At 64.2% G+C, this 21,882-nt stretch carries 23 protein-coding genes; 15 read left to right on the plus strand and 8 right to left on the minus strand.

Features of this window, described 5'->3' with window-relative positions; genetic code table 11:
• Nucleotides 1–6: 6 nt before the first annotated feature.
• From NLI84_RS04965 to NLI84_RS04990, 6 genes are all read left to right on the plus strand, one after another.
• A complete protein-coding gene (locus tag NLI84_RS04965; protein WP_255988590.1) occupies nucleotides 7–1,104 on the plus strand; it encodes an FAD:protein FMN transferase in 1,098 nt (365 codons plus the stop codon).
• Nucleotides 1,105–1,192: 88 nt separating this feature from the next.
• Nucleotides 1,193–1,588: a PTS sugar transporter subunit IIA gene (locus NLI84_RS04970; RefSeq protein ID WP_255988592.1), complete on the plus strand. Its 396-nt coding sequence runs from the start codon at nucleotides 1,193–1,195 to the stop codon at nucleotides 1,586–1,588.
• A 30-nt stretch (nucleotides 1,589–1,618) separates the two neighbouring features.
• Nucleotides 1,619–1,891 carry an HPr family phosphocarrier protein gene (locus NLI84_RS04975; protein ID WP_255988594.1) on the plus strand — a complete coding sequence of 91 codons (273 nt, stop codon included), beginning with the start codon at nucleotides 1,619–1,621 and terminating at the stop codon, nucleotides 1,889–1,891.
• Between the two features lie 63 nt (nucleotides 1,892–1,954).
• Complete coding sequence (ptsP, locus tag NLI84_RS04980; RefSeq protein WP_255988595.1) at nucleotides 1,955–3,679, plus strand: phosphoenolpyruvate--protein phosphotransferase; 1,725 nt, start codon at nucleotides 1,955–1,957, stop codon at nucleotides 3,677–3,679.
• A 10-nt stretch (nucleotides 3,680–3,689) separates the two neighbouring features.
• On the plus strand, nucleotides 3,690–5,324 hold the full coding sequence (locus tag NLI84_RS04985) for a GGDEF domain-containing protein (protein ID WP_255988597.1): 1,635 nt from the start codon (nucleotides 3,690–3,692) through the stop codon (nucleotides 5,322–5,324).
• Nucleotides 5,317–6,477 carry a tetratricopeptide repeat protein gene (locus NLI84_RS04990; RefSeq protein WP_255988598.1) on the plus strand — a complete coding sequence of 387 codons (1,161 nt, stop codon included), beginning with the start codon at nucleotides 5,317–5,319 and terminating at the stop codon, nucleotides 6,475–6,477. The genes NLI84_RS04985 and NLI84_RS04990 overlap by 8 nt, the downstream gene beginning before the upstream one ends.
• Here NLI84_RS04990 and NLI84_RS04995 read toward each other — a convergent pair.
• The 3 genes from NLI84_RS04995 to NLI84_RS05005 form a co-directional block, all read right to left on the minus strand.
• On the minus strand, nucleotides 6,402–7,526 hold the full coding sequence (locus NLI84_RS04995) for a patatin-like phospholipase family protein (RefSeq protein ID WP_255988600.1): 1,125 nt from the start codon (nucleotides 7,524–7,526) through the stop codon (nucleotides 6,402–6,404). The two genes, NLI84_RS04990 and NLI84_RS04995, sit on opposite strands and share 76 nt — an antisense overlap.
• Nucleotides 7,527–7,616: 90 nt before the next feature.
• Entirely contained in the window at nucleotides 7,617–8,513 is an 897-nt protein-coding gene (locus NLI84_RS05000) for an LpxL/LpxP family acyltransferase (protein WP_255988601.1), read from the minus strand.
• A complete protein-coding gene (locus NLI84_RS05005; protein WP_255988602.1) occupies nucleotides 8,510–9,376 on the minus strand; it encodes a lysophospholipid acyltransferase family protein in 867 nt (288 codons plus the stop codon). Before NLI84_RS05005 ends, NLI84_RS05000 begins: the two co-directional genes overlap by 4 nt.
• Before the next feature lie 81 nt (nucleotides 9,377–9,457).
• Between NLI84_RS05005 and metK the strand changes: the two genes are divergently transcribed.
• Complete coding sequence (gene metK / locus NLI84_RS05010) at nucleotides 9,458–10,624, plus strand: methionine adenosyltransferase (RefSeq protein ID WP_255988604.1); 1,167 nt, start codon at nucleotides 9,458–9,460, stop codon at nucleotides 10,622–10,624.
• Between the two features lie 102 nt (nucleotides 10,625–10,726).
• Nucleotides 10,727–11,704: a hypothetical protein gene (locus tag NLI84_RS05015; protein WP_255988606.1), complete on the plus strand. Its 978-nt coding sequence runs from the start codon at nucleotides 10,727–10,729 to the stop codon at nucleotides 11,702–11,704.
• Here NLI84_RS05015 and speD read toward each other — a convergent pair.
• Genes speD through NLI84_RS05040 form a run of 5 tightly spaced genes read right to left on the minus strand, consistent with a single transcriptional unit; the run spans nucleotide 11,701 to nucleotide 15,123 of the window.
• Nucleotides 11,701–12,033 (minus strand): adenosylmethionine decarboxylase, encoded by a 333-nt coding sequence (gene speD, locus NLI84_RS05020; RefSeq protein WP_284699826.1) that lies wholly within the window; start codon nucleotides 12,031–12,033, stop codon nucleotides 11,701–11,703. The two genes, NLI84_RS05015 and speD, sit on opposite strands and share 4 nt — an antisense overlap.
• The gene (locus NLI84_RS05025; protein WP_255988608.1) at nucleotides 12,033–12,191 is read right to left on the minus strand and encodes a hypothetical protein; all 159 of its coding nucleotides are present in this window, start codon (nucleotides 12,189–12,191) and stop codon (nucleotides 12,033–12,035) included. The genes speD and NLI84_RS05025 overlap by 1 nt, the downstream gene beginning before the upstream one ends.
• Complete coding sequence (locus tag NLI84_RS05030) at nucleotides 12,191–13,654, minus strand: DUF4178 domain-containing protein (RefSeq protein WP_255988609.1); 1,464 nt, start codon at nucleotides 13,652–13,654, stop codon at nucleotides 12,191–12,193. The genes NLI84_RS05025 and NLI84_RS05030 overlap by 1 nt, the downstream gene beginning before the upstream one ends.
• The gene (locus NLI84_RS05035; protein WP_255988610.1) at nucleotides 13,654–14,700 is read right to left on the minus strand and encodes an SPFH domain-containing protein; all 1,047 of its coding nucleotides are present in this window, start codon (nucleotides 14,698–14,700) and stop codon (nucleotides 13,654–13,656) included. Before NLI84_RS05035 ends, NLI84_RS05030 begins: the two co-directional genes overlap by 1 nt.
• 36 nt (nucleotides 14,701–14,736) lie before the next feature.
• Nucleotides 14,737–15,123 (minus strand): DUF350 domain-containing protein, encoded by a 387-nt coding sequence (locus NLI84_RS05040; RefSeq protein WP_255988613.1) that lies wholly within the window; start codon nucleotides 15,121–15,123, stop codon nucleotides 14,737–14,739.
• Nucleotides 15,124–15,200: 77 nt separating this feature from the next.
• On the opposite strand from NLI84_RS05040, the gene NLI84_RS05045 reads away from it, so the two are divergent.
• The 7 genes from NLI84_RS05045 (at nucleotide 15,201) to NLI84_RS05075 (ending at nucleotide 21,876) form a co-directional block, all read left to right on the plus strand.
• Nucleotides 15,201–16,709: a polyamine aminopropyltransferase gene (locus NLI84_RS05045; protein ID WP_255988615.1), complete on the plus strand. Its 1,509-nt coding sequence runs from the start codon at nucleotides 15,201–15,203 to the stop codon at nucleotides 16,707–16,709.
• Nucleotides 16,709–18,277, plus strand: coding sequence for an NAD(P)-binding protein (locus tag NLI84_RS05050; RefSeq protein ID WP_255988616.1), 1,569 nt, complete (start codon nucleotides 16,709–16,711; stop codon nucleotides 18,275–18,277). The genes NLI84_RS05045 and NLI84_RS05050 overlap by 1 nt, the downstream gene beginning before the upstream one ends.
• A gap of 189 nt (nucleotides 18,278–18,466) precedes the next feature.
• Nucleotides 18,467–18,790, plus strand: coding sequence for a rhodanese-like domain-containing protein (locus tag NLI84_RS05055; protein WP_255988617.1), 324 nt, complete (start codon nucleotides 18,467–18,469; stop codon nucleotides 18,788–18,790).
• A gap of 354 nt (nucleotides 18,791–19,144) precedes the next feature.
• Complete coding sequence (locus NLI84_RS05060) at nucleotides 19,145–20,185, plus strand: HD-GYP domain-containing protein (RefSeq protein WP_255988618.1); 1,041 nt, start codon at nucleotides 19,145–19,147, stop codon at nucleotides 20,183–20,185.
• 182 nt (nucleotides 20,186–20,367) lie between these two features.
• Entirely contained in the window at nucleotides 20,368–20,877 is a 510-nt protein-coding gene (locus tag NLI84_RS05065; protein ID WP_255988620.1) for a GNAT family N-acetyltransferase, read from the plus strand.
• The gene (locus NLI84_RS05070; RefSeq protein WP_255988621.1) at nucleotides 20,874–21,194 is read left to right on the plus strand and encodes a DUF6916 family protein; all 321 of its coding nucleotides are present in this window, start codon (nucleotides 20,874–20,876) and stop codon (nucleotides 21,192–21,194) included. Before NLI84_RS05065 ends, NLI84_RS05070 begins: the two co-directional genes overlap by 4 nt.
• A 67-nt stretch (nucleotides 21,195–21,261) precedes the next feature.
• On the plus strand, nucleotides 21,262–21,876 hold the full coding sequence (locus NLI84_RS05075; protein WP_255988623.1) for a phage tail protein: 615 nt from the start codon (nucleotides 21,262–21,264) through the stop codon (nucleotides 21,874–21,876).
• The last annotated feature ends 6 nt before the right edge of the window (nucleotides 21,877–21,882 follow it).

The raw sequence follows: 21,882 nt of genomic DNA on the forward strand, positions 1-21,882 counted from the left end.
CTGTGCTTGCCACTCCTGGCCGCGCCAGCTTGGCGTGAGTTGCGCCGCGCGCTGTGGCGTATCGGCGCGCTCGCACGCCTGCTGTTGCCGCCGCTTCTACTCGCCGCCCAACTCACCGGCTGCGGACAGCCGCCGCTCTATCAGCGTAGCGGCTATGCCTTCGGCACCAAGATCGACATTACGATCTGGGGCCTGCCCGAAGCGCGGGCCGCAGGGCATACCAGCGCACTGCTCGCCGAACTCGACCGGCTGCACGGCCGGTTCCACGCCTGGCAGCCGTCACCGGTCACACGCCTGAACGCCGCATTCGCGGCAGGCAAAGCGGCCCCCATCGACGCGGAACTGGCTGGCCTGATCCTGCGTGGCCAGGCTTACGCGGCGCGTTCGGACGGGCTGTTCAATCCCGCCATCGGCCAGCTGGTGGCGTTGTGGGGCTTTCACGACGACACCTTTGCCGCGCGCTTGCCTGATCCGCGGCGGATCGCCGAGCTGACCGCGGCAGCGCCCAGCCTCGACGATCTTGCGGTCACGGAGGGCAGCGTCAGCAGCCGTAACGAGGCGGTCGCACTCGATTTTGGCGGCATGGCCAAGGGCTGGGCACTGGATCGCGCCGCGGCCTACCTGCGCCGCAACCACGTGACCAACGCGCTCATCAACATCGGCGGCAACGTGATCGCGCTGGGCCGCAAGGGACAGGAGCCCTGGGTGGTCGGCCTGCAGCACCCGCGCCAGCCGCGCGCGATGGCTACCCTGGCCTTGCGCGACGGCGAAGCCATTGGCACCTCCGGCGATTACCAGCGCTATTTCGAACTGGACGGCAGGCGCTACAGCCACCTGATAGACCCGCGCAGCGGCGAACCCGCACGCTGGATGCAAGCCGCCACCGTGATCGCACCGCCATCGCGCGAGGCCGGGATGGTTTCCGATGTCGCGACCAAGCCCATCTTCATCGGTGGCATCGACAGCGCGAACGATTACGCACACCGCTCTGGCATAAATGACGTGCTCATTATCGCGGCGGATGGCAGTGCCTACCTGAGCGCGCCGATGCAGGCACGGATCAACTGGCTGGTGCCACCGCCCCACATCTATCGACTGCGCTGACCGGGCGCAAATTCAGGGAATTTCAGCGCTATCGGAGCCGCAAGGTTTTCGGTTATAACGTCAGAAAACCCCGTTCCCCAGGAAGGCCATGGTAGGCATTATCCTCGTCACACATATCACGCTGGGCGAAGCGCTGATTTCGTGTGCGCATCACATCATGGGCAGGCCGCTCGACAACCTCGCGCAACTGGCCGTCAGCAAGGCTGACGATCCGGACGAGGTGCTGCGTCGCGCGCGCGAACTCATTACCAGCCTGGATGATGGCAGCGGCGTGCTGCTGCTCACCGACATTTATGGCGGCACGCCCTCGAACGTGGCCAACCGTCTGATCGAACCTGGTCTCGTCGAAGCCGTGGCCGGTGTCAACCTGCCCATGCTGGTCCGCGCGCTGACCTATAGCCATCAATCGCTGGAGGTGGTGGTCAGCAAGGCCATCACCGGCGGGCTGGAGGGCGTGCTGTATATCCTGCCCCCGATCGAATAACCGAAAACAGCCGTACTACACAGGACCAACATGCCGCAACAGGAAGTAGAAATCGTCAACAAGCTCGGCCTACACGCCCGTGCGTCGAGCAAGTTCACCCAATTGGCCAGCCAGTTCCAGAGCGAAGTCTGGATCAGCCGTAACCAGAAGCGGGTGAACGCTAAATCTATCATGGGCGTGATGATGCTGGCCGCCGGCAAGGGCTGCACCATCGTGATCGAAACCAGCAACGGACCCGACGCGGACGCGGCGCTGAATGCGCTGGTGACGTTGGTGGCAGACCGTTTCGGCGAAGGCGAATAAGCGCCGCCATACAGAGGCGCACGCACAGCGGGGCTCCTAAGAGCCTGGAGAGAGGAAGAATCTATGGCGATCACGTTGCACGGTATCGGCATCGGCGGGGGCGTCGCGATCGGGCACGCCCATGTGCTATCGCACGACGAGATCGAAATCGCGCACTACACGATCAGTGAGGCCGATGTACCGCGCGAAATTGCCCGCTTCGAAGCGGCGACACGCAACGCGTGCCAGGTACTGGAAACACTGTGGGGCAGCATTCCGGAAAACGCCCCGGCCGAGCTTGGCGCCTTCCTCAGCCTGCACATCATGTTGCTGAATGACCATGCGCTCACCGCCGAGCCGCAGCTCATCATCGAATCGCAGTGCTGCAATGCCGAATGGGCGCTGAAGCAGCACCTCGACACACTGCTGGCGCAATTTGACGAGATCGAAGAGGAATACCTGCGCGAGCGCCGTGCCGACGTCATCCAGGTCACCGAGCGCATTTTCAAGGCATTGGCCGGGCACGAAGCCAAGGTACCGGCGCCGGCCCGCCCGGGCTGCATCCTGGTTGCGCACGATCTGTCGCCCGCCGACATGGTGCTGTTCAAGGATACCGAGTACGGCGCCTTTATCACTGACGTCGGCGGACCCACGTCGCACACCGCCATCCTGGCGCGCAGCCTGGATCTGCCCGCGGTGCTGGCGCTGCGTCACGCGCAATCGCTGATCCGCGAGGACGAGCTGGTCATCGTCGATGGCGAAGCCGGCGTCGTCATCGTCGATCCGGACGAAACGGTGCTCGCCGAATATCGCGCCCGCCAGGATGCCTGGCTCGTCGGCCAGCGCGCGCTGCAGGATATCCGTGGTGCCAGGCCCGTCACGCGCGATGGCGGCGAGATCGAACTCTTCGCCAATATCGAAGTGCCCGACGACACCGAGCTCGCGCTCACCAACGGCGCCAGCGGCATCGGCCTGTTCCGCTCCGAGTTCCTGTTCCTGCGCGACGAGGATGACCTGCCGACCGAGGCCGAGCAGTTCGAAGCCTATCGCCAGGTGGCCGAGGCGATGCAGGGCAAGCCCGTCATCATCCGCACCATGGACCTGGGCAAGGACAAGATCCCCAAGTGGCAGGAAGAGAGCGACGCACCCAATCCTGCGCTCGGGCTGACCGGCATCCGGCTGTGCATGGCCGAGACCCAGCTGTTTCGCACCCAGCTGCGCGCGCTGCTGCGCGCATCGGCCTACGGCAAGATCAAGCTCCTGGTGCCCATGCTTTCGCACGTCAGCGAAGTGAAACAGACGCGGCGCCATGTCGAGGAAATCAAGGCCCAGCTGCGCGCCGAGGGCATGCCATTCGACGAGGACATCGAGATCGGCGGCATGATCGAGGTACCGGCTGCAGCCGTCGCCGTCGCCAGTTTCCTCAAGCACCTGGACTTCATCTCGATCGGCACCAATGACCTGATCCAGTACACGCTGGCGGTCGATCGCAACGACGATACCGTGTCCTACCTGTACGACCCGCTGCATCCGGCAGTGGTCCAATTGCTGCACCATGTGATCAGCACTGCCAACCGGCTGGGCAAACCGGTATCAATGTGCGGCGAAATGGCGGGCGATCCGCAATTGACGCTGCTGCTGCTGGGGCTCGGGCTCAAGCGCTTCTCCATGTTGCCCGCGCAATTACTCAAGGTGAAACAGCGCATCCTCGCCACCAACCTGGCACGGCTCGAAGCGGCGGTGGAAGACCTGCTCGCCGCCGAAGATGCCGAGTCGATCCGCGCGCAACTGGCACGCCTGGCCGGCTAGCGAGTCCGAGATGAACGCCACCAAGCCCGTCGACCCCCGCCTGCAACTGATGCAGGCGCTCGGCGACGCCAAGGCCATGTTCGCACCCAAATGCGAAGTCTGCCTGACGCTGGCGATCGAAGCGGCGCAGCAGGCAACGCAAGCCGGGTATGTCGACCTCGAAGCCGAAGCCCGCCTGCTGTGGGGCCGCGCCTTGCTGATCCTCTCCGGTGCCGACGCAGCGCTGCCGGTATTGCGCCGCGCGCGTCGCATCCTGCCGGCCGACGCCCCGGCACACGTCGCGGCAGAACTGGAACTGACATTGGCGCAGGCCCATGCCAACGGCGGGCGCAACGGCCAGGCCATGCAGCACTGGCTGCTCGGCATGGAGCACGCCTTGCGCGCGCGCGCACCCGCGCTGTACGCCGAGGCCTATCTGAGCCTGGGCAACCTCTACGTGGCGCACAACGACACCGGCAGCGCCTTCCACTACCACGCTCAAGCGCTGGAATTCGCCGCGGCGCAACCCGATCCGGACCTGCGCGCCAAGGCCGGCATCCATCTGGCCGCCGACCTGATCGGCCTCGAGCGTTACGAGCTGGCCGAACAACTGCTGCTCGCCGCGGAGCGCGACCTGGTCCTGCCGCTGCGACAAGACTGGCAGGCCGAGATCTACAACTACCTCGGCAACATCCACGCCCGGCAGGGCCGTACCGAAGCCGCGCAGGCGTTCCTCGAACGCGCGTATGCAATCAACCTGGAAGCAGGCTTCCTGTGGGGCCAGACCGTCAACCTGATCGGGCTGGGCCGGCTGCTGCGCGAACTCAAGCGCGATGCGCAGGCAGAGGCGTATCTGCAACGCGCGCAGGAAACGGTGGCCAGATTCGGCGCTGCGCATCTGTCGCAGCAAATTCACCAGCAATTGTCGCAACTCTATGAGCAACGTGGCGACTACGCCTCGGCGCTGCAGCATCACATCGCGTTTCACGAATATCACCAGGCCATCGCCCAGAAGGCGATGTCCAGCAGGGTCAACAAGCTGGCGGCACGCCGACTCGCGGCGGCCGAGATCAAATTGAAGTTGTTGTCGTCCGAAATCGAGCTTTCCCAGTTACGCCAGCAAACGAGTGAGCGTGCCAATCGCTTGCAGCAGCTGGAAAACGCCGCCTACCGCGATGGACTGACCGGCGCTTTCAATCGACGCGCACTGGATGAGCGGCTGCCGCTACTCGTCGCCCAAGCCCAGCAGCAAGGCAGCCCGCTGTCGCTGCTGGTCATCGATTTCGATCACTTCAAGACGATCAACGACACCTATACCCATCAGGTTGGCGACCGGGTGTTGCAGGAGGGCGCACGCCAGATGCAGGTCACGCTGCGCGACGGCGACTCGCTGTTCCGCTACGGCGGCGAGGAATTCACGGTGGTGATAGGCGACACGACGCTGGCAGGAGCCCTGCGGTTGGCAGAACGGATTCGCGAGCGCCTGGAAGCGTGGCCCTGGGACGATGTCGCATCCGGATTGCGTGCAACAATCAGTATCGGCGCCACCACGCTGATGCCCGGTGACTCCTCAACCGAGCTGCTGCGCCGCGCCGATCTCGCCCTGTATCAAGCCAAGCGGGCCGGGCGCAATTGTGTCGTGTCTAGCGGAGACGTCCATGCCTGAGACCGCGCAGCAGCTGCAACAGCGTCTCGATGCCCTTATCACGCTTGATTACGAGTCGCTGGAACGCGACGGCTACGCACGTATCGTCCAGGAGGCCGACAGCCTGCTGGCCGATTGCCGGGCGCTCAACGACGCGGCACTGATCACACGCACGCTGATCGAGCGCGGGCGTGCGCTGTTCTTTGCCGGCCAGCGCGAGGCGGGCGCAGACTCCATGCGCGAGGCAGTACGCCATGCGACGCAGGCCTCCCTCAAGACGCTGGTGGTCCACGCCTGCGACGAACTGGCGCTGGTGCTGTACGACCTGGCGGACTACTTGCCCGCACTCGATGCCTGGCTCAAATGCCTGGAGCTCGCCAGCGAGCTGCAGGACATGCATTGGTGCACCAAGGCCTATATCGGCGTGGGCAAAGTCTACGACGCGCTGCGTGATTACGAATCCGCCAACTACTTCCACGAGATGGCACTGCAGCTGGCGGAAATGCAGGATGACCAACGACTGCGCTGTCAGATCCAGATCAACCTCGCCAGCGTCGCCTACAGCCAGCAGAATTACCCGGCAGCGCTGGCAGCGCTCGACGCGGCCGCTTCGCTGCTTGCGCAAGGTGTCGACAATCCGGTATGGCAGGCCGAGGTAGTGTCCTACTACGGCCTGGTGCACTTCGAACGCGGCGATTACGTTCTGGCGCAGCGCTATCTGAAGGAAGCCCAGCAGCTCTATCGCTCGCACAAGAATGCGTGGGGCCAGGTGCAGGTGCTGCTCAGCCTCGGCAAGACGCTGCGCAATCTGGGGCGTAACGACGAAGCCCTGGAATACCTGCTGACAGCCAACCAGCTGGCCAGGCAAACCCAGATTCCCAGCCTGCGCATTCCCACCGAAGAGCTGCTGGCACAGAGCTATCGTGACCTGGGCCGTCATCGTGACGCGTTGACCCACCATCAACAGATGCACGCGCTCATTGCGGCGCAAACCACGCACCATGCCGGCGGGGTACGGCTGTCGACCCAGGCCGCGCGACAGCTCGCCGACCTGGAACAGCAGTTTGATCTGGAACTGCTACGCCTGCGCCTGGCGGCTCAGGCCGTTGCGGTTTCCCCGACGGCGTCTGCGACCGTCCAGGCCTCAGGGAGCGACAAGACGCTCTCGTCGTAAATAATGCCCAGCGTCGCCGCGTGGTCGCGACAGAACACGAGACCAGACTCGAAACCCAGCCGGTACAGCGTACGCATATTGGAGATGCTCCAGTCGAACATTGCGTCCCAGCGTTCGGCCGGCAACTCGGGCGCCAGCAGCGGCACCTTCAGCAGGTTGCGCTTCTCGCTGCCGTCCGGGTTGCGGTTGTAGACGAGATCGAACAACTTGAGATCATCCTGGGCGATTTCGACCAGCGGCGTGATGATGGACATGACCCACGCGTCATAGAGATCGCGCGGCGGCCGCAGCAGCCGCTCGGCGCCGAGCACGTCGAACACCACGATGGTGCCGATCTCCGGATGCACGCCACCGGGCCCCACCAGCGCCTTGAAGTTGAGCGTATCGAGTGCGGCACCCTCGATGTAGTGCTCGGGTTCGCCAGCCTCGTTGGGCAGCACGGTCGGCGGATAGAGGAAAGGAAACGACAGCGCGGCGCGAAAGCGCTCGACAGTGATCTCTTCGCCCTCCCATTGCACCATCACGCGCCGGTCCAGATTATAGGCGTTCAGGTAGATGGGTACGCTGGCATTGGCAATGCGATTGAAATCGACCACGTCTTCGATAAAGGGCACATGCGCGCACAGTCCCAGGCTGCGGTTCGACAGATCCGTCGGCGTCGCCATCGCCCACATCAGCCTGACCCAGTCCGCCCACGCTTGCCAGGCGTCGCTCTGGCCAGACAGCTGATCAACGAGGCGCGACATCGGCGAGCGCGCCAGCTCGCTGCGGAACTGCTCGGCCAGCACGCCCGGCTTGTGGAACACCTTGTAGTTGACCGGCAGCACCCTGTACACCGGATCGGCGATCCCCATCTGCACCATGCCAGCCAGCGCGGCGATGGCGTTGCCGGATTTGGGTGCGGCATAGAGCAAGCCCACCAGGGCTCCGGCGCCAGAAGTCGAGATCAGGTCAAACCGCACCCGCTGGCGGACCATCGCCGACAGCGCACCGGCCATCAGCGGCATATTGGGCGCACCGCCCCCGATCACCAACGCGGTCTTGGCCATGTCCGTCTCCTTGCTGTCCAGTTTCATCAGCATAACGCTGTATGGACGACAGCAAAAATAATTGTTGCAAAGCAACAATCCGGACATCCATCAATAGATGCGCGGCTCTCCCTCGGGCCGGGTCTTGAAACGGCGGTGCAGCCAATAGTACTGCGCGGGAAACTCGCGGGTACGGGCCTCGATAAACTCGTTCATCCGCCGGGTGTCCGCTTCCAGGTCGTCACTGGGGAAGTGGTCCCAGGCCGGATAAAAGCGCGTGACGAAGCGATTGCCTTCGAGCGTGGTCACCATCGGCACCACCTTGGCGTTACCCAACCCCGCCAGCCGCGACAGCGCCGGCACGGTGGCGGTCTGCACGCCGAAGAACGGCACGAAAATCGATTCACGCGCGCCGAAGTCCTGGTCTGGCAGGTAGTACAGCGAAGCGCCATCACGGACGGCGCGGACCACTGGGCGGATGCCCTCGGTACGACGAAACATCAAGGGCGGACCGAAACGCGCCCGGCCCAGGCTCAGCAACTGGTCGAAGGGCTTTTCATGCGTTGAGGTGTAGACGATGGCGCCCCAGTGATCGATCGAGTGCCGTATCCCCCCCCAATCGAGCCCCAGAAAGTGCGGCGCCAGCACGATGATGGGCTGGTCCTTGATCGCCAGGTAGTGCTCGTAGCCCTCGCGCACCACCAGCCTGGCCACGCGCGCTGTACTGCCAAACCACAGGATGCCGTAGGCCAGCACGCAGGTGACGTAGGTCCTGAAATGCGCGCGCAGGCAGCGACGGCGCTCGGCCTCTGACCACTCGGGAAAACAGAGCGCGAGATTGATGAGGCCTATCCTGCGACGGCGCGGCATCAGCAGGAATAACAGTTCGCCGAAGAGGGCTCCCGGCACCTGCAGCCAGGACAATGGCAGCCAATGCAGCAACCAGAACGGGATGGCCAGCAGGCGGGCAGCCCAGGATAAATCTGCCCAGCGGGTGGGGGCGTTCATGTTGCCTCCGGCGCGCCGGAGGGGCGCTTGTAACGGTTGTAGCTCCATAGGTACTGGGTGGGACACAGCGCAACCAGCGATTCGATATTGGCGTTCAGCAGCGCGGCATCCATTGCCGCATCGCCGCTGAACGCGCCCTGCATGGCCCGTACGTGCATGCGATAGCCGCGCCCCCAGCCCAACCGTTCGGTGAAGCAGAACAACACCGTCGCCTTGCTCGACATCGCCAGCCGCGCCAGCAGCGTCATGGTGTACGCCGGCCGGCCGAAGAACGGCGCCCAGACGCCCTCCCCCGCACCCGGCGCCTGATCGGGCAGCATATAGGCGGTCTGGCCCTGCTTCAGTGTCTTCAAGAGGATGCGCACCCCCTGCGCATTGGCGGGCGCGGCGCGGGCGTTTTCACGATTGCGCGACACCAGCATCAAGGGCTCCAGCCAGGCGATTTTGGGCGGGCGATACAGCGCGGCAAGCTGGCGTGAAACGCTCATCGCCAGATGCGCGCCGCAGACCTCGATCGCCCCCAGATGCGGCGTGACGAAGATGATGGGTTCGGGCTTGGCGAGGGCCGCCTCGACCAGCTCCCAGCCGTCGCGCAGCTTCACCCAGTCGGCCACATGCTGGGCCGGTCGCAACCAGGCCGGGATGAGTTCCAGGCCGCCGCGGCCATGCGCTGCGATACTCGCGCGCAGCATTCGGCTATAATCGCTGTCGTTTTGCGCAAGCCCGGAGCCACGCAGGTTCTCGGCCAGGCGGCGGCGATAAGTGGGCGACAACGCCCAGGTCAGCCAGCCCAGGCCAGCACCGGCCGCGTGGAAAAACCACAGCGGCAGCCAGGCGACGGGTCTCATCAGCGCAACGAGCATCAGTTACGTACCAGCGGTAAAGCCCCGATTCTAGCGGCTTTCACCCCGAGCCGACATGGCCGAAACCAGGATTATTCCTCGATGAAAGAATTCCTCTTTACCTCCGAATCGGTATCGGAAGGTCATCCGGACAAAGTCGCCGACCAGATTTCCGACTCCATCCTCGATGCCATCCTCACCCAGGACAAGCACGCGCGCGTCGCGGCCGAAACACTGGTCAATACCGGCCTCGTGGTGCTTGCCGGCGAGATCACCACCACCGCCAACATCGATTACATCCAGATCGCGCGCGACACCATCAAGCGCATCGGCTACGACCACAGCGACATCGGTTTCGACTACCGGACTTGCGCCGTGCTGGTCGCCTACGACAAGCAGAGCCCCGACATCGCGCAAGGCGTCGACGAAGGCGCGGGCCTTGATCTGGACCAGGGTGCGGGCGACCAGGGTCTGATGTTCGGCTATGCCTGCGACGAAACGCCGCAACTGATGCCCGCTGCGATCTACTACGCGCACCGACTGGTGCAGCGCCAGTCCGAGTTGCGCAAGGATGGCCGCCTACCGTGGCTGCGTCCGGACGCCAAGAGCCAGGTCACGCTGCGCTACGACGCCGAATCGGGCCGCGTGCACGAAGTCGACACCATCGTGCTCTCGACCCAGCACCACCCGGATGTGAGCCACGCCCAGCTTTCCGAAGCCGTGATCGAGGAAGTGATCAAGCCGGTGCTGCCCAAGGAGTGGCTGAAGGACCCGAAATACCTGGTCAACCCGACCGGCCGCTTCGTCATCGGCGGCCCGATGGGTGATTGCGGCCTGACCGGCCGCAAGATCATCGTCGATACCTACGGCGGCGCCGCACCGCACGGCGGTGGCGCGTTCTCGGGCAAGGATCCGTCCAAGGTCGATCGCTCGGCCGCCTACGCCGGCCGCTACGTCGCCAAAAACATCGTCGCTGCCGGCATCGCCCGCCAGTGCCTGGTGCAGGTGAGCTACGCCATCGGCATCTCCAAGCCGGTCTCGATCATGGTCGACACCTGGGGCACCTCCAAGCTCAGCAACGAAGAAATCGTCAAGCTGATCGAGCGCCACTTCGACCTGCGGCCCAAGGGCATCGTGCAGATGCTGGACCTGCTGCGCCCGGTCTACACCCGCACTGCCGCCTACGGCCACTTCGGCCGCGAAGAGCCGGATTTCAGCTGGGAGCGCACCGACAAGGCCGAGGCGCTGCGCGCCGACGCCGGGCTGTAAACAGCGCCGACAACAAAAACGGGATGACTGGTTCATCCCGTTTTTGCTGTGTGCTCACCGCTCACCCACGGCCCCCATTGCGCAACCATCATTAAGACCATCATGCGCCAACGCCAGAGCAATCAGAGTCCCGCTGCCCCGACCAGTTCTTATCCGGCGCAAGTCCAAGTCAACATCGTCGAACCAGTAAGCGCCAGATTCTGGCTCATAAGCGCGGGCATCTTGTTCGCGACGTTTGCGGGCATGGTGTGGCTCGTCTTTACTACTGGCGACGACCCAACCTGGTGGCAGTTCCTGTTCATCATCGGCTGGATGATGACCGCACCGATTGCCATTGGCATTGCGCTGCACAAAATCGTTCCGCGTAGACCGAAGCGCTTCAACACGCCTGAGCACTTGGATATAGCGCCTCACGGCATGACCATTGGGCAATACTCGAACATCCCGTGGTCTGACGTACTTCAGTGTCACTATCTTCCAGCTTATTCAGGGTACAAGCACACAAGCTCGGAAAAAATCGAGCTGAGCATCGTCGGCTTGGGCAGCTTTGCTTTGGACCCTGCGTCAAAGAAGCTGCATGAAAAACTCCTCATGTACATGCTATGTGACCCCGAAACTGGCGCGGCCTTGTACCGAGCTTTCCCTCATTCCGACCCTGACCGCATACCCAGTGTCTGGCTCTGGCTGGGTGCTGCCGTGCTGTTCGGCACCATTTTGAGCTACTGGCTAGCTCCGGACGAGAATCCGTTGGCGGGTGCCGGCATAGGGTGGGTTTTCTGGATGATCGGCAATTTTGCCCGCGGTGAGTGGCGGCGGACTCACATCCGCTATCGCGCCTTTTACCTGGACGACGCCGGTCGGCTGCATTGCACGCAAGACAGGGATACGCCAATTTATATCAAGCAGCTGCGCCTGATTTATCCGCCAGTAGGTGCCGCCTATGTCGCCTTGCAAACCGACCAAGGCTGGTTGTGTGGAGAAGACGAATCCTGGAAGGCGCTGACGGACTTGCTGTGGAAAACGCATCCGTGGTGCCAGGCGGATGCGGACACGCGTGAAGCAGGCCGGCGCTACGACTAACCGCGTGGCAGCTCGCGCACGTCGCAGCGCTCCGGCGCCAGCGCCGCTTGCAGTAACGTCACCGCCAGCTCCGGGCGGGCGTCGCCGCACATGAACACGTCGATCGCGGCGTAGCCGTGTTCGGGCCAGGTGTGGATGGAGATATGCGATTCCGCAAGCAGCAGCACCCCGGTCACGCCGAGCCCGGGGCCGAAGGGGTGGAAGTGGCCGAACAAACAATGCGCGCCGGCCGCCTCGGCAGCACGGCGCAGCTGCGCGTCCAGCCAGGCCGGGTCGGTCAGCAGCGCCGGCGCGATGCCGTGGCAATCGGCCAGCAGGTGCCGCCCCATCACTTGTGCCAGCCCCCGGATGACCAGCCGCTACCACTGCTGCGGCCAGAGCCCCAACCCCGGCCGCTGCTACTGTTGTCATCGCTCAGGCTCAGATTGATCAGGGTGCAGATGACAATCACCACGATGGCGTACAGCGTATAGGCAAAGCGCGACATCATTGCTCCCGAAGGCTGGGCCACCACAACGCAAGCGCAGCAATCAGCGTGACAAAGAACACCGAGCCATCCAGGCCCGAAATAAACCAGATCGGCACATTCAGCACCAGCAACAGCGTGATGAAGGGCGTCAGCAACGAGCCGCCCTCGCTGGTGCTTCTCAACGAGGTTTCATTCTTCAGCACCTGTGGTCGCGCGCTCGCGGCAGCCGGCGCCATGCGCTTGAACCAGCGCAATACCGCCCCCTGATCGACCCGCTGGCTACGCGACCACACCACTTCGTTGCCACTGGTCTCGCAGCTCAGTACCGTACCATTGCCGCTGTAATCGCTGACTGCCACGCGATCACCGACCCGGGCACGCCAGTTGAACGCGCCGGCCGCATGCACCACCGTGCTGGAATAGCTGTACAGTGGCACATAGCGCTGATTCTTCAGCTTCACCGCATGGCCATCCACATCCGGCCAGTGATCGAGCAGTTGCACCCGGCTCCAGCCCTGCTCGGACTCCACCAGCCAGAAAAAACCGGCCGTAGGATGGAACAGCAGGTATTCGAACCAGCGCTCGCCCTCGCCATCCTGGCATTGCAAACGGCCGATGATGGTCCAGCGCCGCCCGTCTATGGTGCCGGTCTCGCCCAGCGCCAGCGCGCTCTTTACCGCAGCCAGCTGCTGGCCCTGAGCCACCACCTGGGCGGTATCGGCGCTGCAGTCGACGACCGCTGCGCAGGCCGGACACACCAGCTGCGTGGCAAGGCCGCTCGGGTAGGAAAGCGCGCTGCCGCAGGCCGGACACGCCAGCTGGACGACACTGCCGCGCATGCGGCCGGTGGCGGCGACAATGGCGTCGTCCTCGCGCAGCAACTGGCAGCGCAAATCTTCCAGCCGCACCGCCTGCCCCAGGTAGACGCGCACCGGTGTTTCGGAATAATCCAGCGTCAGAAACTGCTCGGCGGCGCGCCAGTCGCCCACCCGGGCCTGCCAGCCCGCGCCGACCACAAAGGGCAGCTCACCCTCGCCCCCGGTGCATTGCGCCTCACGCTTGTCGGCCAGCCTGAACGCTTGGCCTTGATGGCGCCACGGCATGTCTGGCTGCAGCTTGTCGAACAACGGCGGCTGCTCTGCCAAGCCGGCATCGACGGTGAACACATACAGCCCGTTCGATTCGGACAGCCAGCCCGCAGCGCCATCGTCGAACAGCGCATACCACTCGTTCCAGAAGCCCGCGTCATAGCGCAGCTGGATGCGGCCGAGCACGGTGAACGCCTTGCCCTGCCACAGCCCGGAGGTACCGAGCTGGATGCGACTGTAATCCTCGATCACCGCCGACATCTTGCCCTGTTCGCGCACCGACTCGGCATCGCGCACCAGCGTGCCACGGCAATACTCGCAGACCGCCATCACCGAGGCGGCGGAACGGAAGGCGACTTCGGCGCCGCAGCTGGGGCAGGCGGTGCGATACATCAGCCGATCAGCTTCTTCAGCACTTCGGCCTTGGCCGTGTCGTAGTCCACCTGGGTGATCAGCCCCTGATCGAGCAGACCCTTGAGCTGGGCCAGCTTGGCCTGCAAGGGATCGGCAGCCACCGGCTCGACAGCCGGTGCGATGGCCGCTGGCACCGAGGCAGCCGCGCCCGCTTGCGCCGGAGCGATGGCGCCCAGCATGGCGCCGCTCATCACCTGGCCAAAGCCGACGCCGGCAGCAAGCCCGGCGCCGAGGCCAGCGAGGCCGCCTTCGTTCTGCGCGGCCAGCGGAATGCTTTGCGCGGTCTGGTACTGGGTGTACTTCTGCATGTCGCCGACCATGCCCATGCTGATCCGGGTATCGATGGCTTTTTGCAGCTCCTCGGGCAAGGAGATGTTCTCGACCGCGAAATTGTCGAGCGCGAGGCCGTATTGCTCGAAGGTGGGCTTAAGCACCTCGGCGATCTTCTGCCCCATCAGCGCCTGATTGGCCGCCATGTCGAGAAAGGGCACGCCGGCGCCGGCAATGGCGCTGGTCATCGCCGAGACCACCAGGTTGCGCAGCTGCAGCTCCAGATCATCACGGGTATAGAGCTCGCGGGTGCCGCTGATCTCGGTGAAGAAGCGTTGCGGATCGGTCAGCTTGTACGAATACACGCCAAAGGCGCGCATGCGCACCATGCCGAAATCGGCGTCGCGCAGCGTGATCGGCTGCGGCGTGCCCCATTTGCGGCCAAGCTGGGTGCGGGTACTGAAGAAGTAGACGTCGCTCTTGAAGGGCGATTCGAACAGCTTGTCCCAGTTCTTCAGGTAGGTGAGTACCGGCAGCGTCTGGGTGGTGAGCTTGTGCATGCCTGGCTGGAACACGTCGGCGATCTTGCCTTCGTTGACGAACACCGCCAGCTGCGATTCGCGCACGGTGAGGCTGGCGCCGTACTGGATTTCGAAGTCCGCCATCGGGTAGCGCCAAGCCAGCACGCCGTCCTCATCCTCGTTCCACTGCAGGATGTCGATAAACTGCTTCTTGATGAAATCACCGAGTCCCATACGGGCATCTCCTCGTGGTGGCCGTCGCCGGCCGGATCAGGACAGACAAGCGGCGTTGATGACGCCGACGGTGAGCGACACCGTGCCCATCAGCGCGCCCATGGCCACATTGTTGTCGGCCAGCGCATCGTTCATATGCGGCATCAGCCGGGACAGCAGCGCGTACGCCGCCACCTGCACCACCAGCGCGCTGACGGCCCACAGCAGATACATCGGGTAGGTCGCATGGAAGATGATGCTGGCCGCCAGCGTCAGCGCGAAGCCGAGCAAGGCGCCACTGAACGACAGCGCCGCGGCGACCTTACCGTCGCGGATCAGGCCGAGCTCGGCAAAGGGCGTTATCCGCAGATAGATAAAGGCAAAGCCGCCGAGCAACACCAGGCTGGTCAGCAGATAGATGAAATAGCCGTACACCGGTAGCATGCAGCCTTCCTTGCGCAAGCAGTTGTAAGGTCGACGGAATTTTACAGCAGATTAAAGTTATCGTTCTGGATAAAGCGTTGGATCGTATCCTTATTGTTTCAGTCTTCGTCGTTGCCTCGTGCGGGCTCGCCTATGAGCTGATCTGTGGCGCGCTCGCCAGCTATCTGCTTGGCGATTCCGTACTGCAGTTCTCCAGCATCATCGGCGCTTACTTGTTCGCCATGGGCATCGGCTCACATCTGTCGAAATACGTGCGCGACGAAGACGTGCTGCCGCGCTTTATCGACATCGAACTGCTGGTCGGGCTGATCGGCGGGCTGTCGGCCACGTTGCTGTTCCTGGTTTACGGCTGGCTGGCTGCGCCGTTCCGTACCGTGCTCTACGCACTGGTGGTGGTGGTCGGCATCCTCGTCGGCATGGAGATCCCGCTGGTGATGCGGGTGATGAACGCGCGCAAGGCCGAGTTCAACGAGCTGGTCTCGCGCGTGCTCACTTTCGACTACATGGGTGCGCTGGCGGTCTCGCTGCTGTTTCCGCTGGTGCTGGCGCCCAAGCTTGGCCTTGCGCGCACGGGGCTGTTGTTCGGGCTGATGAATGCCGCGGTGGCCGTGTGGACCGCCTGGTCGTTCCGTGCCGAATTGCCGCGCCTTAAGGCATCCGTGCGCCGCGCCGTCGTGGTGCTGGTGCTGCTCGTTGCCGGAATGGGGCTGTCCGACAAGCTCAATACCTGGGCCGAACAAGGCATCTTCGGCGACGAGATCATCCACGCGCAGACCACGCCCTACCAGCGGCTGGTGGTCACGCGCTGGCACGACGACACCCGGCTCTACATCAACGGCAACCTGCAGTTCTCCAGCCGCGACGAGCACCGCTACCACGAAGCGCTGATCCACCCCGCGATGCAGACGCTGCCCTGGGCGCGCCACGTGCTGGTGCTCGGCGGCGGCGATGGCCTGGCGGTGCGCGAACTCTTGAAGTACCGCCATCTCCAATCGATCACGCTGGTCGACCTCGACCCGGCGATGACCCGGTTGTTCTCCACCGCCGAAGCGCTGACCGCGCTGAACCAGGGTTCGCTCAAGGACAAACGCGTCCAGGTGATCAACGACGATGCCGGTCGCTGGATAGAAACAGCGGGCCGCAGCTTCGACGCCATCTTCATCGACCTGCCCGATCCGTCGAACTTTGGCCTCGGCAAGCTCTACTCCGAGCCGTTCTACCGCCGCATCGCCCACCAGCTGGCCGAACACGGGCTGGTGGTGGTGCAGTCCACCTCGCCCTACTTCGCACCCAAGAGCTACTGGTGCATCGATGCCACCTTGCGCGAGGCAGGCCTCACCACCTGGCCGTACCACGCCTATGTGCCGTCGTTCGGCGAATGGGGTTTCATCATCGCCGGCAAGGCAGCGCGCTTTATGCCGCCGACCCGCTACGACGTACCCATGCGCTTCCTCGACGGCCCCGCCACCGCGCTGATGTTCCAGTTTCCGCCGGATATGCAGCGCGTGGTCGTCGAGCCCAACCGCCTGAACACCCAGTCGCTCGTGCATTATTTCGAGCAGGACTGGGGCAATGTGATCCGCTGATGGATAGGCGCGGTTTCCTCGCCGCTTCCGGCCTGATGCTGGTCGGCTGCTCGCGGCTGGCGCGCCACGGCACGCCCATCGAGCTCTACGCACCGGGCCTTGCCGCCGGCCACGCGTTGCGCGGCCACCCTGCGCTGCCAGTCCCGAGCGCAACCCTGCAGGTGGATACCGTCATCGTCGGCAGCGGCGTTGCCGGGCTCAGTGCCGGCTGGCAACTGGCCCGCGCCGGTTTCAAGGACTTCCTCGTGCTGTCCGGCCCCGAACTCTATGGCAACGCGGCAGCCGGCGAGGCCAGTGGGCTCGTCTATCCACGCGGCGCCCACTACCTGCCGCTGCCCTCGTCCGAATCGGGCCATATCCGCGAGCTGCTCTACGACGCAGGGCTGCTCGACGGTATGCGCTACGACGAAGCCGCCCTGATCCACGCACCGCAGGAACGCCTCTGGATAGGGGGACGCTGGCAGGAAGGGTTGATGCCCGAACACGGCGTCGCGCCCCATGAGCGCGCCGAGCAGGCCCGCTTTCTTGCCCATATGCATCAGCTGGCCAACACCCGCGGCAACGATGGCCGGCGCGTGTTCGCGCTGCCAATTGCCGCCGCCTCATCCGATCCGGCCTGGCGCGCACTCGATCGCATCAACTTCGCCCAGTGGCTGGACCGCGAGGGCTATCACGCGCCCAGCCTGCGCTGGTACCTCGATTACTGCTGCCAGGACGACTACGGCATAGCCCTGGCCGACACCTCCGCCTGGGCCGGTCTGCACTACTTCGCCAGCCGCAACGGCCAGGCCAGCAATGCGGACGAACACGCGGTGCTGACTTGGCCCGACGGGCTCAACCCCTTGGCCCGCCATATGGCGCAGCGCGTCGGCGCGGACCGCCTGCGTGCCGGCCATGCACTGCGCATCGATACCGGCGCCCATGGCGCCGTCGTCCTCGCGCAACTGGGCAAGCGCACGGTCGAGATCCGTGCCCGCCGCGTGATCTGCGCCATGCCGCTGCACGTGGCGGCACACGTCGTCACCGATCTCGCCGCCCTGGGTTACGACGCGACGCTGCACCGGCAACACCATGCGCCCTGGCTGGTGGCCAATGTGCTGCTCGATCGCTTCCCGACCGAGGCGGCCGGCGCGCCGCTGTCGTGGGATAACGTGGTCTATCGCGGCCGCAGCCTCGGCTACGTCGTCTCCTCCCACCAGCTGATCCGTGCGGCACGGCCCGAACGCACCGTCTTCACCGCCTACCAAACTTTGCCCGGCATGGCTGCGGCGGCAAGCCGGCAACACATGCTGGCGCAGGATGCCGAGACGCTGTTCGCCGACATCGCTGCAGACCTCGATACCGTTTACGACTGGCGCTGGGCACGCCATGCCAGCCATGTCGAGCTGACGCTGCGTGGCCACGCCATGACTTCGCCCACCCCAGGCTTTCTCGACAACGCCGGGCTCGCGGCGCTGCGCCAGCTGGACGGGCCGCTGCTGTTCGCCCACAGCGATCTCTCCGGCTTCTCGGTCTTCGAAGAGGCCGCCTGGTGGGGCGTGCAGGCCGCGCACAAGATCCTGGGCTAACCGCGGCTCTGCCGATGTCGCATTCACTAGTCGTACGCCATGGACAGCCGGCTCCCGCAGGAGGTCCGCTTTATCGCTTTTAAGGGCGTTTCGCGCTTCTTGCCAGAACCGCTGCGTTAGGGTTTATTTGCCGCTCCAAGCGCGAAACGGCCGCTTGCGGCACAATCCTGCCTTCGAGAAAGGACCGACATGCAACACCTGCAACCGCAAGAACTGGCCAGCTGGCTGGCCGATGCCGATCGCCCAAAACCGCTGCTACTCGATGTGCGCGAAGCCAATGAGGTCGCCTACTGCGCGCTGCCCGGCATCGTCCATATCCCCATGCAAGAGATCCCGGCACGCCAGCAGGAGCTGGACCCGGATCAGCCAACGGTGGTGATCTGCCACCACGGCATGCGCAGCTACCAGGTGGCGATGTTTCTCGAGCGCAATGGCTTCGAGCAGGTGATCAACCTCACCGGCGGCGTCGCCGCCTGGGCCGACCAGGTCGATCCCGCTTTTCCGCGCTACTGAAGCTTGTCCTGCCCGTCACGCTGATCGCCTTGTATCGCACGGGTTGGCGATATAGCGTAAGAGCCTGTTCAACGTCTTTTCGCCGCAGCGCCGACCCGGAGTTGGTCAGGCACAAGGCGGACGACGCAGGACATAACGCGTTATATCCAAAGCGTTCAACGCAGTGAATGACCAACTCCGGGCCGGCCCTTCGGATTCGGGGCATTGCCGGCAACGATCCGCGTTGCAAGCCGCTTACGGTATTCATACCGCAGCACGTCTTGCGCCTAGCTCGCTATCCGGCACTACCCCGAACGCTGTGGTGAAAAGACGTTGAACAGGCTCTAAAAAATCCGGCGATCAGGCGAGACAGAGATGGCGGTGGACAAGCTCAAGCTTTCCGAAAAGCTATTCGTCCAGAACCGGTTGCGCCAGGAAGGCCCAACCGACTTCCGGCTGGAGCCGAGGTACCGCCAGCAACTGGCAGACGCCCGGCAGCGCAATACGATCCCCGAGCTGCCCGACCCCGCCCCCTACACGCTGATCGAACTGGCGGCGCTGACGCGGCAATGCAGCCTCCTGGCCGAACTCTCGCCAGGCACGCTGGCCGCGGTGTTCCTCGATACGCTGCTGGCACGAACACAGGCGCTGGCGCAATGCTCGGCGGATGGCGCCATCGCCGCCATCCTGCTGTGCCCCAGACGAGATCATGCCGCGCATCATGCCGTCGGCACGGCGCTGCTGGCCTGCCTGATTGCCGACGCCCTTGCGCTGCCCGCCGATGAACAACGTCTGCTGGGCCTTGCGGCCTTGGCGATGAACCTGGGCGCGGCCAGCCTGCAGAACGAGCTCGCACAGCAAGATGCCCCGCTTTCCACGCTGCAACGCCAAGAGCTGCATATCCATCCCATCGTCAGCTCCGCCCTACTGCGCGAATCCGGCATCCAGGATGCGCGTCTGCACCTGGTGATATTGACGCATCACGAGCAGAGCAACGGGCGTGGCTACCCCTTTGGCCTGCCGTACGAGGCCATCGACCCGTTGGCTCAATTGCTGCATCTGCTGGACATCACCATGGCCAAGCTGTTGCCACGCAGCTACCGCCAGGGCGTGCCTTTACGCAGCGCGCTGGCCGGGCTGCTCAGCAATGCCAACAGCAGTTTTGACACCACGACCATTGCGCACCTGGTGAAGATACTCGGCCTGTATCCCGCCGGCAGTTTCGTCGCGCTCGAATCGGAACTGACCGCCGTGGTCATCGCGCAGACCGAGGACAACCAGGCACCACTGGTAGCCTCGCTCGACCAGAGCGAGCGCATTGACACCAGCGAGCCGGGTCAACGCGTACTCAAGAACGTCGCGGCCAAGGTATCCACGCAACAACTGGCACAACTGGGAAGGCTCTGGCCGATGTGACCGGGCAGGTCGCAGTGCTTACAGAGGCACCCGAATCGCACCGCACTCCGCCCCCTTCACCTCGCATTTCGCCAAGCATCGCCCCCGGCATCAGCGCAATCGATACCTAGGTGATCCTTGCGTAAGCATTCTATGCAACTATCATCTAGGCTTGCGTTCCGCGTTGAACCCTCTGACTGATCATGCCTCACGCCCTGTTCACCGATCCGGCTGCGCTGCACTTCGCCCCGGCCACCACTGCGGATCAAACCTTTTTGTTCACGCTGTATGCCTCGACCCGCAGCGACGAGATGGCTGTCACCGGCTGGAGCGCACAACAACAGACCGAGTTCATCGCGCAGCAATTTCACGCGCAGCATCAGCACTACCAGGAACACTACCGGGAGGCCGAGTTTGCGGTGCTGCGCCACCATCACGAGCCTATCGGTCGGCAGTACGTGTTTCGTGGCCCGAGTACCTACAACCTGATGGATCTGTCGCTGCTACCTGCCTGGCGGGGGCGCGGCATTGGCAGTCTGCTGTTGTCCCGGCTCATCCGGGAAGCCGATTGTGCTGGAAAGGCCATCCGCCTCTATGTGGAGCAGGACAACCCGGCACGCCGCCTGTACGAACGCTTCGGCTTCGCCGTCACCGACCGGCATCCGATCTACCTGCAAATGCATCGACCCGCCATCCTGGAATCCATCGCATGAGCGCCATCCCCAGCCACGAAGAACTGGCGCAAGCACTGGGCCAGACCTGGCACATCAGCTGGGAAGGCCACCCTGGCATCGACGTGGCGCTGATCGAAGTCAACCAGGGCCGTGCCATGAACCCGCGCTTTCACTGCTACGACGCGGTGTTTCGCCAGCCTGCCGGCGTCGACCTGCCGCAGCACACCTATACGCTACACAGCCCGAATGCAACGTCGTGGTGGGTGATGCTCACTCCGATCGGCCCGGATGACGACGGTTTGCGCTTGCTGCAAGCGGTGTTTCACGTCAGAACACCCGCCCCCGCTCTCCCCTGATACCCAGCTCTGCGGACCACCGCATAACCCGCCGGCTACGCCGGCACCATAACGAAGGAGCAACAGGATGGAACCCTTTCTCGGCGAGATCAAAATGGTCGGCTTCAATTTCGCACCGCGCGGTTACGCCCAGTGCGCCGGACAGCAGATGTCCATCGCGCAGAACAGCGCCCTGTTTTCGCTGCTGGGCACCATGTACGGTGGCAACGGCCAGACCACCTTCGGCCTGCCCGACTATCGCGGACGCAGCCCGGTAGGCATGGGCCAAGGTCCCGGCCTGACACCGATAACCCAAGGCGAAGCCGCCGGGGTTGAAAGCACGACGCTGACGGTGGCGCAAATGCCCGCGCATACCCACATAGCCCAAGCCGCGCCGTTCAGCGCCAGCCTGACCGGACAGATCAGCGTGCCAGCTGCCACCACTGGCACCACCCAGGCGGCACCGGGCAACACCACGGTACTGGGCCCGATTGCAGCAGGCGGGCGGGCCGGCACGCTGTATGCCACCACCCCCGCCGATACCACCCTGGCGCCATTCGATGCCACCCTCACCGGCCAGATCACTCCCAGCGCCCCGACCCTGGCAGCAACAGGTGGCAGCCAGCCCATCCCGCTGCGCACCCCCTTCCTGGGGACCAATTTCGTGATCGCGACGGAAGGCGTGTTTCCTTCACGAAATTAAGTACTG

The sequence above is a fragment of the Chitinolyticbacter albus genome (assembly GCF_024437655.1).
In the GTDB taxonomy this organism is placed as follows: domain Bacteria; phylum Pseudomonadota; class Gammaproteobacteria; order Burkholderiales; family Chitinibacteraceae; genus Chitinolyticbacter; species Chitinolyticbacter albus.

Bases quoted from the DNA above. Each gene is read 5' to 3' on its own strand.
- NLI84_RS04970 (WP_255988592.1), top strand. From the start codon at position 1,193: ATGGTAGGCATTATCCTCGTCACACATATCACGCTGGGCGAAGCGCTG.
- NLI84_RS04975 (WP_255988594.1), top strand. From the start codon at position 1,619: ATGCCGCAACAGGAAGTAGAAATCGTCAACAAGCTCGGCCTACACGCC.
- ptsP (WP_255988595.1), top strand. From the start codon at position 1,955: ATGGCGATCACGTTGCACGGTATCGGCATCGGCGGGGGCGTCGCGATC.
- NLI84_RS04985 (WP_255988597.1), top strand. From the start codon at position 3,690: ATGAACGCCACCAAGCCCGTCGACCCCCGCCTGCAACTGATGCAGGCG.
- NLI84_RS04990 (WP_255988598.1), top strand. From the start codon at position 5,317: ATGCCTGAGACCGCGCAGCAGCTGCAACAGCGTCTCGATGCCCTTATC.
- NLI84_RS04995 (WP_255988600.1), bottom strand. From the start codon at position 7,526: ATGGCCAAGACCGCGTTGGTGATCGGGGGCGGTGCGCCCAATATGCCG.
- NLI84_RS05000 (WP_255988601.1), bottom strand. From the start codon at position 8,513: ATGAACGCCCCCACCCGCTGGGCAGATTTATCCTGGGCTGCCCGCCTG.
- NLI84_RS05005 (WP_255988602.1), bottom strand. From the start codon at position 9,376: ATGCTCGTTGCGCTGATGAGACCCGTCGCCTGGCTGCCGCTGTGGTTT.
- metK (WP_255988604.1), top strand. From the start codon at position 9,458: ATGAAAGAATTCCTCTTTACCTCCGAATCGGTATCGGAAGGTCATCCG.
- NLI84_RS05015 (WP_255988606.1), top strand. From the start codon at position 10,727: ATGCGCCAACGCCAGAGCAATCAGAGTCCCGCTGCCCCGACCAGTTCT.
- speD (WP_284699826.1), bottom strand. From the start codon at position 12,033: ATGGGGCGGCACCTGCTGGCCGATTGCCACGGCATCGCGCCGGCGCTG.
- NLI84_RS05025 (WP_255988608.1), bottom strand. From the start codon at position 12,191: ATGTCGCGCTTTGCCTATACGCTGTACGCCATCGTGGTGATTGTCATC.
- NLI84_RS05030 (WP_255988609.1), bottom strand. From the start codon at position 13,654: ATGTATCGCACCGCCTGCCCCAGCTGCGGCGCCGAAGTCGCCTTCCGT.
- NLI84_RS05035 (WP_255988610.1), bottom strand. From the start codon at position 14,700: ATGGGACTCGGTGATTTCATCAAGAAGCAGTTTATCGACATCCTGCAG.
- NLI84_RS05040 (WP_255988613.1), bottom strand. From the start codon at position 15,123: ATGCTACCGGTGTACGGCTATTTCATCTATCTGCTGACCAGCCTGGTG.
- NLI84_RS05050 (WP_255988616.1), top strand. From the start codon at position 16,709: ATGGATAGGCGCGGTTTCCTCGCCGCTTCCGGCCTGATGCTGGTCGGC.
- NLI84_RS05055 (WP_255988617.1), top strand. From the start codon at position 18,467: ATGCAACACCTGCAACCGCAAGAACTGGCCAGCTGGCTGGCCGATGCC.
- NLI84_RS05060 (WP_255988618.1), top strand. From the start codon at position 19,145: ATGGCGGTGGACAAGCTCAAGCTTTCCGAAAAGCTATTCGTCCAGAAC.
- NLI84_RS05065 (WP_255988620.1), top strand. From the start codon at position 20,368: ATGCCTCACGCCCTGTTCACCGATCCGGCTGCGCTGCACTTCGCCCCG.
- NLI84_RS05070 (WP_255988621.1), top strand. From the start codon at position 20,874: ATGAGCGCCATCCCCAGCCACGAAGAACTGGCGCAAGCACTGGGCCAG.
- NLI84_RS05075 (WP_255988623.1), top strand. From the start codon at position 21,262: ATGGAACCCTTTCTCGGCGAGATCAAAATGGTCGGCTTCAATTTCGCA.